At 51.9% G+C, this 12,810-nt stretch carries 14 protein-coding genes; 3 read left to right on the top strand and 11 right to left on the bottom strand.

From position 1 onward, the window contains the following. Positions 1-3 precede the first annotated feature (3 nt). From motB to flhD, 4 genes are all read right to left on the bottom strand, one after another. Positions 4-930 (bottom strand): flagellar motor protein MotB, encoded by a 927-nt coding sequence (gene motB / locus V6944_RS01200; RefSeq protein WP_333497582.1) that lies wholly within the window; start codon positions 928-930, stop codon positions 4-6. Then, entirely contained in the window at positions 927-1,820 is an 894-nt protein-coding gene (gene motA, locus V6944_RS01205; protein ID WP_333497583.1) for a flagellar motor stator protein MotA, read from the bottom strand. The genes motB and motA overlap by 4 nt, the downstream gene beginning before the upstream one ends. 123 nt (positions 1,821-1,943) lie before the next feature. After that, the gene (gene flhC / locus V6944_RS01210; protein ID WP_333497907.1) at positions 1,944-2,528 is read right to left on the bottom strand and encodes a flagellar transcriptional regulator FlhC; all 585 of its coding nucleotides are present in this window, start codon (positions 2,526-2,528) and stop codon (positions 1,944-1,946) included. Then, complete coding sequence (flhD, locus tag V6944_RS01215) at positions 2,525-2,875, bottom strand: flagellar transcriptional regulator FlhD (RefSeq protein WP_220439276.1); 351 nt, start codon at positions 2,873-2,875, stop codon at positions 2,525-2,527. The genes flhC and flhD overlap by 4 nt, the downstream gene beginning before the upstream one ends. Before the next feature lie 794 nt (positions 2,876-3,669). Between flhD and uspC the strand changes: the two genes are divergently transcribed. Continuing rightward, positions 3,670-4,089, top strand: coding sequence for a universal stress protein UspC (uspC, locus tag V6944_RS01220; protein ID WP_333497584.1), 420 nt, complete (start codon positions 3,670-3,672; stop codon positions 4,087-4,089). Positions 4,090-4,188: 99 nt separating this feature from the next. Here uspC and araH read toward each other — a convergent pair whose 3' ends face one another. From araH to V6944_RS01240, 4 genes are all read right to left on the bottom strand, one after another. Continuing rightward, a complete protein-coding gene (araH, locus tag V6944_RS01225; protein ID WP_185669428.1) occupies positions 4,189-5,169 on the bottom strand; it encodes an arabinose ABC transporter permease AraH in 981 nt (326 codons plus the stop codon). A 14-nt stretch (positions 5,170-5,183) separates the two neighbouring features. Beyond that, positions 5,184-6,698, bottom strand: coding sequence for an L-arabinose ABC transporter ATP-binding protein AraG (araG, locus tag V6944_RS01230; protein WP_333497585.1), 1,515 nt, complete (start codon positions 6,696-6,698; stop codon positions 5,184-5,186). 63 nt (positions 6,699-6,761) lie between these two features. Further along, positions 6,762-7,742, bottom strand: coding sequence for an arabinose ABC transporter substrate-binding protein (locus V6944_RS01235; protein WP_185669426.1), 981 nt, complete (start codon positions 7,740-7,742; stop codon positions 6,762-6,764). A 301-nt stretch (positions 7,743-8,043) separates the two neighbouring features. Then, complete coding sequence (locus tag V6944_RS01240) at positions 8,044-8,601, bottom strand: DJ-1/PfpI family protein (protein ID WP_185669425.1); 558 nt, start codon at positions 8,599-8,601, stop codon at positions 8,044-8,046. A 632-nt stretch (positions 8,602-9,233) separates the two neighbouring features. On the opposite strand from V6944_RS01240, the gene V6944_RS01245 reads away from it, so the two are divergent. Continuing rightward, a complete protein-coding gene (locus V6944_RS01245; protein WP_333497586.1) occupies positions 9,234-9,737 on the top strand; it encodes a non-heme ferritin-like protein in 504 nt (167 codons plus the stop codon). Positions 9,738-9,814: 77 nt separating this feature from the next. Here V6944_RS01245 and V6944_RS01250 read toward each other — a convergent pair whose 3' ends face one another. Both V6944_RS01250 and azuC read right to left on the bottom strand, forming a co-directional pair. Beyond that, a complete protein-coding gene (locus tag V6944_RS01250; RefSeq protein ID WP_185669423.1) occupies positions 9,815-10,066 on the bottom strand; it encodes a DUF2766 family protein in 252 nt (83 codons plus the stop codon). An 81-nt stretch (positions 10,067-10,147) separates the two neighbouring features. Beyond that, positions 10,148-10,237, bottom strand: coding sequence for a stress response protein AzuC (gene azuC / locus V6944_RS01255; protein WP_015963980.1), 90 nt, complete (start codon positions 10,235-10,237; stop codon positions 10,148-10,150). Positions 10,238-10,445: 208 nt separating this feature from the next. On the opposite strand from azuC, the gene V6944_RS01260 reads away from it, so the two are divergent. Continuing rightward, on the top strand, positions 10,446-11,870 hold the full coding sequence (locus V6944_RS01260) for an MFS transporter (protein ID WP_185669422.1): 1,425 nt from the start codon (positions 10,446-10,448) through the stop codon (positions 11,868-11,870). 62 nt (positions 11,871-11,932) lie between these two features. Here V6944_RS01260 and V6944_RS01265 read toward each other — a convergent pair whose 3' ends face one another. Beyond that, a complete protein-coding gene (locus V6944_RS01265; RefSeq protein ID WP_333497587.1) occupies positions 11,933-12,571 on the bottom strand; it encodes an RpiB/LacA/LacB family sugar-phosphate isomerase in 639 nt (212 codons plus the stop codon). Positions 12,572-12,810: the final 239 nt, after the last annotated feature.

The following is a 12,810-nucleotide window of genomic DNA, read 5'->3' on the forward strand; positions in this document are numbered from 1 at the left end:
CTATCACCTCGAGTCGGGTTGGGGCGGCGTAGTACCTGCCGCGTCTGAAGCGGTATTCGGCGACTGTAATACGCTTAAAGGTTCATTCTGGCTCTCGGCATTCTCATGAAGAATGGCCTGCTCAGCCTGGTTATTCAGCACCAGAAGGCTGATACGACGGTTGATCGCATCGTTACCACCGTGCTCTGACAAGCGCATCGAGTTCGACATCCCGATAACGCGCAATACTTTGCCGTCGTCCAGCCCGCCGGCGACCAGTTCGCGACGCGAGGCGTTGGCGCGGTCCGCCGACAGCTCCCAGTTGCTGTATCCCCTCTCACCGGAGGCGTACGGGTAATCATCCGTATGGCCGGAGAGGCTAACCTTGTTAGGAATTTCATTCAGCACCGGGGCGATAGCGCGCAAAATGTCGCGCATGTACGGCTCCACTTCGGCGCTGCCGGTTTTAAACATCGGGCGGTTCTGGCTATCGATAATCTGAATACGCAACCCTTCCTGCACCAGGTCAATTTTCAGATGCGGACGCAGCGCACGCAGCTTCGGATCGGCCTCAATCAGTTGGTCCAGTTCGCCACGAATCCGCTTGAGGCGGTTGGTCTCCATCCGTTTTTTCAGATCGTCAATCGTGGGCTGTTTGTGTACTTCACCCTGCTGCTGGGTGACGTCATCGCCGCCGCCGGGGATCGGGCTATCGCTGTTCGCCATGCGCTGCCCGCCGCTAATTGCCGTCGCCAGCGGGGTACGAAAATACTCGGCAATCTGGATAAGCTCTTTCGGGCTGGAAATGGAGATAAGCCACATCACCAGAAAGAAGGCCATCATGGCGGTCATAAAATCAGCATAGGCAATCTTCCACGAACCGTGGGCGCTACCGTGCGACTTATGCTTGCGCCGCTTAACAACGACAATAGGATGCGATTGATTTTTCATGCGTCCTCGGTGGTGGTCTGCTGCTGGCCTGCCGGGTTACGCACCGCGCGGACGTGTTCTTCCAGTTCGATAAACGATGGACGTTCGCTGCTGTAAAGGGTTTTGCGGCCAAATTCGACGGCAATCGGCGGTGCATAGCCGTTGAGATTCGACAGCAGCGTGATTTTGACGCACTGCATCATTTTCGTCGTTTCCGCACTCTTCTGGCGCAGTACGCTTGCTAGCGGAGAAACAAAGCCGTAGGCCAGCAGAATGCCGAGGAAGGTACCGACCATCGCGTGGGCAATCAGCGCACCCAGCTCCGCTGCCGGGCGATCCGCCGAGCCTAATGCGTGAACCACCCCCATGACCGCCGCCACGATACCGAACGCGGGCAGCGAGTCGCCGACCAGCGCCAGGCTGTTCGCCGGGACTTCACATTCGCTTTCATGGGTTTCGATCTCTTCGTCCATCAGCGCTTCAATTTCGAAGGTGTTCATGTTGCCGCTGATAATCAAGCGCAGGTAATCGACGATAAATTCCAGCATGACCTTATCGGCCAGGATACGTGGATAGCTGGCAAAGATTTCGCTCTCTTTCGGGTTTTCAATATCACGCTCAAGCGAAAACATCCCCTGCTGGCGTGACTTCGCCATCAGCCGGTAGAGCAGCGCCAGCAGATCCATATACATCGTTTTGGTGTATTTCGAGCGACGAAACAGCAGCGGCAGCGCCTTAAGCGTGCCTTTGATGGCCTTGCCGTTGTTACCGACGATAAAAGCGCCAACACCCGCCCCGCCGATAATAATCAGCTCGGCCGGTTGATACAGTGCCCCAAGGTGTCCGCCGGTCATCATGTAGCCGCCGAAAACTGTCCCTAAAACAACCAGGTAACCTATTAAGATAAGCACGTTATCATCCTTCCACCGTTGACCATGAGTGGAGACAGACGAGCAATTTCACTCACCGACGGGTAAAAAAAAGCAGCGGTCGTTAAGACCGCTGCTGGAGTGTTTTACCCACGTCGCGTGAGGTTAAACAGCTTGCTCTATCTGTTCATCCAGCAGTTGTGGATTACTATCGGCAGAATTGTCGGAAAGTTTACGTCTTTTTACTGCGCGAGATGGCGGCTGACAGAGGCTGCAAACAAAGCTCCCTGCTGGCTGGTGCGCATGGGTAATGAAATTACCGCCGCAGGAGTGACAGCTGGAAAGTTCAAGCATTCCGCTTTCGACAAAACGGACTAATGTCCACGCGCGAGTCAGTGCCAGGAGCGGGCCATTATCCTGCTGTGGGCATTGTTCGAGGTACAAACGGTAGGCTTTGATCACGGCATCCACGCCGGAGCACTGCCCACTTTTGAGTAAAAATTGCCAGGCATTACAAAACATGGAGGAGTGAATATTCTGCTCCCATGTCATAAACCAGTCCGTGGAAAACGGCAACATTCCCTTTGGCGGCGGGCTGCCGCGCAATTCTTTATACAGTTTTATCAAACGGCCACGGCTGAGCTGGGTTTCACTTTCCAGCATCTGCAAACGCGCGCCCAGCGTTATCAGCTCCATGGCCAGCTGAATATCGCGAGCTTCCTGAACAATGCTTTTTTCGCTCATTGTCAGGCCCTTTTCTTACGAGCAGGTTCGCCTGATTGGCTGGCTTCATTCAGCAGTCTGGTGGAAAGCAGAATACCGGTATGAATCTGCTGCAGGTCGTCAACGCGTGATTCTTGTGTGAGCCGGGTGATGGTTTGCGCATCATCAAAACGGAACTGACAAACTAACTGGTTGGTCTCCGCAATTTTCACCATCTGCGGCAGAGTCAGTTCACCCAGAACTTTTGCCATGGCCTCGTTGATACCGAGACGGAACATAGCAGAAGCCTTATCCTGACCAATCAAACGCTGTGCAAGAAGCAAGTAAGACAAATTGATGTCATAGATGTGCTTTAGCAACTCGGATGTATGCATTTTCCCCATCCCGAATAACCAATTAGTACTTTTATGCGGTCAAACCGCATACCCCGTGATGTCGTCGGGCAAGGCCCGATAAAAATGAATCGGTCGAAATGCATAGCCGATTAGGCGAATCTTTCTGCAGGATTGTCGGTCTGGGCAGTAACCTCTATGACCGCCAATTCTAAACATTTCTTACAATTTACTAAGATTTTTCCTAATTCGACGCAACTTTACTCGCCAGATGTGACACATACAATGTTACTTCACTGTTAATTTGAAATTTATGTGATCAAGCTCACAAAATCAAACCCCATTTTTAGGAGTAATCCATCAGTCACGGTTGTATTTTGCGCATTATTTAAGCTAAAAAATTGCTATTTTATTCCTGCCTAACGGATATTCATTCACCAAAACTATTTAACATCTCTCCAGGCGGAAGGACTTTACGCGAGCCATATGTGAAAAAATTATCACAGATCATACTTTTATCTGATAAATAAAATTCATTTTAAATTCAATAAATTGAAACAGTGATTCATTCGCAGTAAATTCATTTGCTTGTTATTTACTTTTCATTAACATGATTTCAGCAAGAATTAAATATTTAAGATCGATATTGATTACATCATATATTCAGCAGGGCTTATGCAAGCTGTGCATATTTCAGCCAATCACTCGCATAAAACTTGCTTATGTATTAGGTTAAATTATAAACAGCAATATTCCGTCTTCCGCTTGCAGCGATACGGTAAAAAGAGTAAGAGATGAAAGATTGAACGTGCGTATTCTTCAAGCAAGGAGGTCTGATGTCGTACTCACATCTTTTGGTGGCCGTTGCGCCGACCCCAGAGAGTCATGAACTGCTAAGGAAAGCTGTCGCCATCGCCAGGCCCGCTAACGCGAGAATTAGCCTGATGACGCTGTCTACCGACCCGGAAATGTATAACCAATTGGCAGCGCCGATGCTGGAGAATCTACGTGAGCTAATGCAGGAGGAGACGCGGCAATTTCTGCAAACCCTGGCTGACGCGGCTGATTACCCCATCTGGAAAAGCCAGATCGCCTCCGGCGAGCTGTGCGATCACGTTAAAGCGTTCTGCAAAAATCATCAGGTTGACCTGGTTATCTGCGGTAACCATAACCAGAGCTTCTTTTCACGCGCGACCAGCTCGGCGAAAAATATTGCCGGGAATAGCGGAGTTGATGTGCTGTTAGTGACACTGTAACAATACGCAAAACCCGGCGTCGCAGTAATCGGCCGGGCGACAAAAATACCTGCCTGTTGCCCGGCCGATTACTGCGACGCCGGGACAAACACCCAACGATCAAACGGTACGCTTCGCCTTTTGCTTGTAACGGTCAAAGATCACCGCCGCCAGCAGAATCAACCCGCGCACCACATACTGTGAGAACGGCGAGATGTTCAGCAGGTTCATGGCGTTCTCTACCGTCCCCAGAATCAGGATCCCGGCAACCACATACGAGATCTTACCAATCCCCCCTTTCAGCGATACCCCGCCGAGCACGCACGCCGAAATAACGATTAACTCATAGCCAATCGAGGTCATCGGCTGACCGCTGGTCATGCGCGACGCCAGAATAATCCCCGCCGCCGCCGACACCAGGCCGGAGAGCACAAAGATAATGATTTTGGTACGCACCACCGGAACCCCGGCCAGACGCGCCGCCTCTTCGTTGCCGCCAATCGCCAGCGTGTTACGACCAAAAGTGGTTTTGTTGAGCAGCAGGCCAAAGATAATCAGGCAGCCGACGGTTAACCAGATCGGGGCCGGCAGCCCTAACCAGTTGGCATAGCCGAGGGCAAAAAAGCGCTCGTCTTCAATCCCGACCGCTTTACCGTCTGAGATAATGTAGGCCAGGCCGCGCACAATCTGCATGGTCGCAAGGGTGGTGATCAGCGCGTTGATTTTCAGCTTTGCAATCACAAAACCGTTGACCAGACCGCTAAGTGCCCCCAACAGCAGACCGGCGAAGACGCCAATCCACAGGCTTTCGGTGAGATTAATCACCACCGCCGTGGTTACCCCCGCGCAGGCAATGACCGAGGCAACCGACAGGTCAAAGTCGCCGGAGGCCAGGCAGAACAGCATCCCGCAGGCCACCATACCCGACATCGAAATCGCCAGCCCCAGCCCCTTCATGTTGATGAAGGAGGCAAAGTTAGGCACAAAAATAGCGCAGCAGATAAACAGCACGGCAAAGACCACCAGCATGCCGTACTGATCCCAGATACGGCCAAAGCTCAGTGACGTGCGGCGCGCGCCCGGTGTAGTAACAGATGACATCGTAACCTCCTTCCTCAGGCAACCGCCTGACCGACTTTAGGCATCGCCAGGCTTAACGCCTGTTGTTCATTAGCGCTGTCGTGCAGCAGCTCCCCGGATATTTCCCCTTCCCGCATCACCAGAATGCGGTCGGCCACACCCAGTACTTCCGGCAGGTCGCTGGAGGCAAAGAGCACCGCCACGCCGGAGGCCGCCAGCGCGTAAATCACGTTATAAATTTCATGTTTGGCCCCGACATCGATACCGCGCGTCGGCTCATCGAGCAGGATGACCTTCATATCCTCAGATAACCAACGACCCAGGATCGCCTTCTGCTGATTGCCTCCGGAGAGGTTCATAATCAACTGCTGCGCACCGGGCGTTTTGATATTGAGCGATTGAATATGGTGGTCGGCGTTGGTCGCTTCCCAGCCGTTATTGATAAGGCAACCGGCGTGGATGTGTTTACGCCGCGCGCTGATGTTGATGTTGTCGCGCACCGAGTGAACGGGAATGATCCCCTCGGCTTTGCGGTCTTCCGGGCACAGCATCATCCCGGCACGAATCGCCTGCGCAGGTTTATCAATCATCACGTGTTGACCATCAATAAAGATCTGTCCGCTGCTCAAGCGGGTGCCGCCGAAGATCCCTTTCATCAGTTCACTTCGCCCTGCCCCCACCAGCCCGAACAGACCGACGATTTCACCGCTGCGTACCGCCAGCGATATTGGCGTGCGCACGCCCGGCGCTTTAACCTGCTCAAGACGCAGGCGCTCTTCGCCGTATTCACGCGGCTGCCAGCCATAGATATCGCCGATTTCGCGCCCGACCATTGCCTGCACCAGCCGGTCGTGGCTCACCGCCTGCATATCATCGAAGGTGCAGACATAGCGGCCATCTTTAAACACGGTTATCGCATCGCTAAGCGCAAAGATCTCCTCCATACGGTGGGACACATAGACGATCACCCGTCCCTCTTTGCGCAACTCACGGATCACCCGAAACAGGTTGTCGATCTCACGCGCCGAAAGGGAACTGGTCGGTTCATCAAAGGCGATAACCTTGGCGTTACGCGCCAGCGCCTTGGCAATCTCTACCATCTGCCACTGGCCGATGGAGAGGTATTTCAACGGCGTATCAGGGTCGATATCCAACCCCAGATGCTCCAGCTGCAGGCGCGCTTCATAGTTTAAAAGAGAGCGATTAACGAAGCCGCCTCGGCTCGGCAATTGCCCAAGATAGATATTTTCCGCCACGGTCATTTCCGGGACGAGATGCAGTTCCTGGTAAATAATCGCGATACCCGCGTTCAGCGCCGCGGTGGTATCAGCAAAAGAAATCTCTTCTCCACGCAGCACCAAAGACCCAGAGGTCGGCGCGTAGTTGCCGCTGAGAATTTTCAGCAGCGTCGATTTTCCGGCACCGTTCTCCCCCATCAACGCATGCACCTGGCCGCTATAGCAATCGAAGCTAATGTCGGACAGCGCCTTAACGCCGGGGAAAGTTTTGCTGATACCGCGGAAAGAGAGATAAGGGGTCGACTGTTGCATCGCAACCTCCACAATGACACGACTCGTCTCCCTCCGCTGTCGCGAAGGGAGAGCTATCAGGACTCAGAGGCCTTTTTTCGCCAGCTCTTCTTTGAAGTTATCGCGGGTAATCAGCACCACGTCGGTCACCGCGGTAAATTTCGGTGGTTCCGCGCCTTTCTGTACCCAGTTGTAGAGCAGTTCACTGGTCTTATAGCCGTGAATATCCGGGCTTGGCAGCAGTGAGCCAAAGAAGCCGGTCGCCTGCGCTTTCGACAGCTCGTTCACCGCATCAACGCCGTTAATACCGATACCAATGACGTTCGCCGCTTTAAAGCCCTGGCCTTCCGTCGCGCGGACGCCACCCAGTACGGTGTTGTCGTTCATCCCGATAATCAGCCACTGTTTCACTTCTGGGTGCTGTACCAGCAGGGAGTTACCGGCATCGAAAGCGCCTGGGATATCGTTAGATTTGGTTGGAACCTGATAGATCTGTTTTTCCGGGAAGCCCGCGGCTTTCAGAGCATCCATTGAGCCGGTGGTACGGCGACGCGCCGTATCCAGTTCGTTGGCGGTAATTGCCATCACGCCGGTGGTTTTGACATCCCAGCCGCGTTTTTGCATCTCTTTATAGAGTTCCTGCCCCTGACGCGCACCGATTTCACTGGCGGCCATCATCACCAGCGGCACGTCTTCCATCGGTTTGCCTTTGGCATTGACGAACTGGTCATCGACGGTGATCACCTTCATGTCATAACCGCGCGCTTTCGCCACGATGGCTGGCCCTAATTTTGGGTCCGGCGTACAGATAACGAAACCTTTCGCCCCGCTGGCCGCCAGGCTGTCGATTGCGTTCAGCGTTTTCTCTCCGTCCGGCACGGCAATTTTAATCACGTCAAAGCCGAGGTCTTTACCGGCCTTATCGGCAAACTTCCATTCCGTCTGGAACCAGGGTTCTTCCGGCTGTTTAACTAAAAAACCGAGCTTAAGATTTTCGGCCATAGCCGATTGTGACATAACCGCTGCCAGACCAATGGCCGCCAGCGCTTTGGTAAATTTGTGCATGGTTAACTCCAGCCTTAATGTTCTTTTATGTAGGGAAAATCAAATAGGTGATTTAAATTAGACATAAAACAATGTATTAGCTGTTTTATTAACAGCGTTAACGTTGTTGAAATATTAATAGCCAGGAATTGGCTTTGCAGAAGAGAGCGGCATCACACGGCAGAATTACAGTAAGGTGATGCATATATTCAGCAAATAAGTGCATATAAGACGCGTGAATTGTCAGACAATTCACGCGGGGGAATAGCAGATATCTCTATATCAGCAGCGGGAAATCCCTTTGGGAGGAATTTGCGCGGTATTACCAACGGTAATAGATATGATCGGCGTGGTCGCGTACCGGTGCTTCGTCACCCAACAGGCGGGCCGAAACGGTAAAGGCGAAATCAAAGACGTGACCAAAACCTTTGCCGCTAATCAGATTGCCATCTTCCACCACCGGCGCATCAACGTATTCGCCGTTTTTTACGTCCTGCCATAAATCACCGGAGCAGACATAACGACGCCCTTTCAGCAGATCGTTACCCGCTAATACACGTGCAGCCGCAGAGCAGATTGGGCAGATCAGTTTACCAGCCGCATCGTGAGCGGCGACAAATTTAACGACGTCTTTATTCGCCGCCAGATTCACGCTTCCCTGTGGGCCGCCCGGCAGAACCACGGCGTCATACAGCGTATCGAGACGTTCTGCCAGCGTCGCGTCGGCGACCATCGGAATATCGTGATAGCTCACTACCGCGCGAGATTCAGCGCACGACACCAGTTCAACACCGATGTGCAGACGACGCAGAATATCGATAGTGACAATCGCTTCCCCTTCTTCAAAGCCTGGGGCCAGCAGTACAGCAACCTGTTTCATTTTAACTCCTGTCATTTTAAACCAACGAGTCTTCCCTGAAGCGACGAAACGGGAAGGACTTTACGTACTTTTTATTACCGCGAACATAATCCTCTAGCCTGCTAATACCAAAAATGATCTAAAACAAATTGAGCATCATTCTGATATTTAATACAGCCATCTGAAAATACGCGATTTAGTTAGCATTTATTATTCGTAAAATGCCATTCATAGGAAATAATACGTATTCCATCTGCATTGACCTTATACTGCAATAAAAAATCAGATCACGATCACATTTTTACTGTATGCGTTGCAATGGCCATTCCATATGTTAACAAAGCCTTACAGAGACTATACGAATTCGTTATATCCACTAGTAATCATAGCATTACGAAAATATATCCTTGCCTTTTCGGTTATTCCCTATATAGGTTGTAACGAAACGTAAAAAGCACTTCGTGAGACTTTTCTTATATCCATACTAAGAGTATTCTTTTATTCGACCGGGCGATATTATATCTCGCGGTCGGACGCAAGGACTACAGGTAATATGTAGTCACACTCAAACGCGGAAATAGCGCATGGTTAGCGGCTATTACGAACTATGCGATGTCACGCGTATCGTTCCTACCAGTAATAAGGATATTTGTATGGCAGTTCCAGGAATGGTTCAAAAGCTTAATGCACAGATGAATCTTGAATTTTCTGCATCTAATCATTATTTGCGTTTGAGCGAGTGGTGCTCAGAACATCGGCTGAATGGTACCGCAACGTTTCTACGTTCACGGGCACAATCCAGCGTAACGCAGATGATGCGGGTGTTCGATTATATGAAGAAATCTGGCGCTTATCCGGTGGTTAAGGCTTTTGAAACTTGCGAAGATAAATGTGCCACCCTCGAAGATCTTTTCCTTAAAACCCTCGAAGACCACGACCAGCGTGCATCTACGTTGTCAGAATTAACTGAACAAGCGAAAGTGCTTCATGACGATAGCACCCTGAGCTTCCTGAACGCACTGGAAGAAGAACAGGAACAGGATGGTATCTTGCTGAAGACAATTCTGGATGAAGTTCGCAGCGCGCGTAAAGCCGGCCTGTGCATTCAACAAACCGATCAGCATCTGCTGAATATCGTCTCTCAACAACACCATTAATTGAATTCATAAGGGCGGAATCGCCGCCCTTATTTCAGACCGATTCAGGGCCGTCTGCCCTGATACCTCACCGCGTATTAGTGCGTTGCGTCCTGCGGCGTAAACTTCAGCTCAATCAGTGCAATCGCTTTCTGAATCGCTCGCATCGTCACCGGGTCGGCCCCTGCCGGATGGGTGGTAAAATCGATAGTTTTCAACTGACTCGCCATTTTTTCACGGACTTCAACCGGGGCGATAACGTCAATAACGTCGAGGATCTGTTTGATAACGAGCTGGCAGGCCACGACATCGGAAACCAGTTCATCGTTCGGGGTCAGGTTCTGGGACATTTTTTGCTCCTATTTTGCGGAGCATAATAGTAACCTACTTTCGCAGAAGATAAAAAAACCTGCCGTGGCAGGTTTTTTTTATCAGAACATAGCGCCTGGCGGTACGTCTTTGAAAGTTTTGCAGTAGTTCTCAAACATGCTTTTGAGGATTTTACGCATGCGCTGTTTCATGTTGATGCTCCGGTTTGTTATGCAGGTGTTATTGTCTTTACGCACATAATATGACCGCCATCACAAAAATCAACCATTTTGAGAGTTGAATCACGCTATTTTTATCAACTTAGTTAAATTTATAAAAAATTTGTTATAGAAATCTACCACTTACCAAATCTACAAAAGCTATAAATTTTAAAAATTATTTTGATAGGGTAAAACAACAATGAGTGAGCCTCTCCAGGCCCAGGCGAGCCGCGGGGTATCCCCTGCTGCGCTGCTTGTGGCCGGTGCATTCTTTATGGAGTTCCTGGATGGCACGGTGATTGCCACCGCCCTTCCTGATATGGCGAAAACTTTTGGCGTAGAAGCCGTTGACCTGAACATCGGCATCAGCGCCTACCTGATCACCCTCGCCGTGCTTATCCCTGCCAGCGGCTGGATTGCCGATCGCTTCGGTGCCAGAACGATCTTCAGTCTGGCGTTGGCGATCTTCACCGTCTCCTCCGTCTTCTGTGGCCTGGCGACCAGCGCCCATAGTTTCGTGGCGATGCGAATTTTACAAGGCGTCGGCGGCGCGCTAATGGTGCCGGTCGGGCGACTTGCCGTCCTGCGCACCACGCCTAAGCATCTGCTGATTACCGCCATCGCCACCCTGACCTGGCCCGCGCTCATCGCGCCGATCATCGGGCCACCGCTGGGCGGGTTTATCACCAAGGTCGCCGACTGGCGCTGGATCTTCTTTATTAACGTCCCGCTCGGCATTATCGCGATTCTGCTGGCGCTGCGTATCATCCCGAACATTCGCGATGATGAGCGTCGGCCTTTCGACCTGCCGGGCTTTGTGGCGACCTCGGTCTCGATGGTGAGCCTGGTGTATGCCATGGAGCTGTTGGGCGCGGAAAAAATGCAGGGGGGATTGATCGTCGCGCTGCTGGTTATTGGCGCCGCCACCTTCTATTACGCTTTGCGGCATTTCCGCCGCAGCCCGTCACCGATGATCCGCATGGATGCGCTGCAGGTGCCCACGTTCCGGGTAACCATGTACGGCGGATCGCTGTTCCGCGCCTCCATCAGCGCCGTGCCGTTCCTGCTGCCGCTTCTGTTCCAGGTCGGTTTCGGTATGGATCCGTTCCATTCCGGCCTGCTGGTGCTGGCGGTGTTTGTCGGTAACCTGACCATTAAGCCCGCTACTACGCCGCTTATCCGCAAGCTGGGCTTCCGCCGCCTGCTGCTGCTCAACGGGGCGCTGAACGTGATTGCGCTGGTTGCCTGCGCCTTTTTAACCCCACAAACGCCGGTGTGGGTCATTATGCTGGTGCTGTATCTCGGCGGCGTCTTCCGTTCGATTCAGTTCACCGGCGTCAGCACGCTGGCCTTTGCCGATGTGCCGTCCGCCCAGATGAGCTACGCCAACACGCTGTTCAGTACGGCTAGCCAGTTGGCTATCGGCCTTGGCATCACGCTTGGGGCCATCGGCATTCGCTTAGGAGAGAAAATTAGCGCCGTGCTCAGCCTTAGCGACGTGCCGGGCATCAGCTTCCGCCTGGCGTTCATCTTTATCGCGCTTATCTGTCTGGTGGGGATGATTGATACGCTGCACTTAACGCGGGATGCGGGCAGCGCGGTGTCGAAGAAAGTGAAGCAGTAAGCTGTACAAACAAAAAACCCACGCCATGGCGTGGGTTTTTATTTAACCGTTGAGCGTCAGGCTTATGCCAGCAGCTCGCGAACAAAGGCTTCAATCTCTTTGTTCTGGCAGTTTTCAAAGAAGCATTCCTGGAAACGCTGACCGGAAACGGCGGTTTTCACCAGTGCAGGGTCGATTGCGCGCAGGGTGTCCAGATAGTTTTCTTTCACTACCGCAGCTTTAACCTGATTCAGGATACCGGCATTACGCACCTGCGGCTCTTTACGCTCTGGTGGGTAGCCTTCGCCGTTACGACCGGTGAACGCTTTTTCGAACATGTAGCGAACGTTCAGCTCTGCGCCCCAGCCGTAGCCTTTAGCGAAAGCCAGAGACAGTGCGTTACCGTTGTTGATCTGAGCAAACAGGAAGGCGTCTGCTGGATCCAGGCAGTAGCCGCAGACCACGCCTGGGTGGATGTTTAGAGACATCATCGCGCCCTGGCCGGTACCGCAGCCGGTCACCACGAAATCTACCGCTTTGGAGTTCAGCAGGATGCTGGCCATAATACCCAGGTGGATATAGGTCAGGTGATGATCGTTCTCATCGCTCATACCCACGTTATAGACCGGGAAGCCTTTTTCATCGGCAACGGCTTTTAACTCATGATGAATAGTCGCGTTTTTGCTGGCCTGGCTATTTTCCATCATCAGTGCAATTTTCATTCTTTCCTCTCCTGAAAGCTAAGCGGCTTACCCGCAGTCGTTCGATTAGTCTATTCACCTTACTACCAGGCAAACACACTTTCAAATTTTATGAAAAGTTGTTTTGATTTTTACCGATGAGGTCACATTTTTGTCCAGGTGCCGCAGATAAAACCTTACATAAACCATTACTTATTTACTATCACCTGGCTGAATGGTCGACTACACTGGGTCAATGGGCAGAAAGCCCCTGCTGTTTG

The sequence above is a fragment of the Kluyvera sp. CHPC 1.2972 genome (assembly GCF_036759925.1).
In the GTDB taxonomy this organism is placed as follows: domain Bacteria; phylum Pseudomonadota; class Gammaproteobacteria; order Enterobacterales; family Enterobacteriaceae; genus Kluyvera.

Bases quoted from the DNA above. Each gene is read 5' to 3' on its own strand.
- azuC (WP_015963980.1), bottom strand. From the start codon at position 10,237: ATGAAACAGCGCATGCGTAAAATCCTCAAAAGCATGTTTGAGAACTAC.
- V6944_RS01250 (WP_185669423.1), bottom strand. From the start codon at position 10,066: ATGTCCCAGAACCTGACCCCGAACGATGAACTGGTTTCCGATGTCGTG.
- V6944_RS01265 (WP_333497587.1), bottom strand. From the start codon at position 12,571: ATGAAAATTGCACTGATGATGGAAAATAGCCAGGCCAGCAAAAACGCG.
- araG (WP_333497585.1), bottom strand. From the start codon at position 6,698: ATGCAACAGTCGACCCCTTATCTCTCTTTCCGCGGTATCAGCAAAACT.
- flhD (WP_220439276.1), bottom strand. From the start codon at position 2,875: ATGCATACATCCGAGTTGCTAAAGCACATCTATGACATCAATTTGTCT.
- V6944_RS01260 (WP_185669422.1), top strand. From the start codon at position 10,446: ATGAGTGAGCCTCTCCAGGCCCAGGCGAGCCGCGGGGTATCCCCTGCT.
- V6944_RS01240 (WP_185669425.1), bottom strand. From the start codon at position 8,601: ATGAAACAGGTTGCTGTACTGCTGGCCCCAGGCTTTGAAGAAGGGGAA.
- araH (WP_185669428.1), bottom strand. From the start codon at position 5,169: ATGTCATCTGTTACTACACCGGGCGCGCGCCGCACGTCACTGAGCTTT.
- V6944_RS01235 (WP_185669426.1), bottom strand. From the start codon at position 7,742: ATGCACAAATTTACCAAAGCGCTGGCGGCCATTGGTCTGGCAGCGGTT.
- uspC (WP_333497584.1), top strand. From the start codon at position 3,670: ATGTCGTACTCACATCTTTTGGTGGCCGTTGCGCCGACCCCAGAGAGT.
- motB (WP_333497582.1), bottom strand. From the start codon at position 930: ATGAAAAATCAATCGCATCCTATTGTCGTTGTTAAGCGGCGCAAGCAT.
- V6944_RS01245 (WP_333497586.1), top strand. From the start codon at position 9,234: ATGGCAGTTCCAGGAATGGTTCAAAAGCTTAATGCACAGATGAATCTT.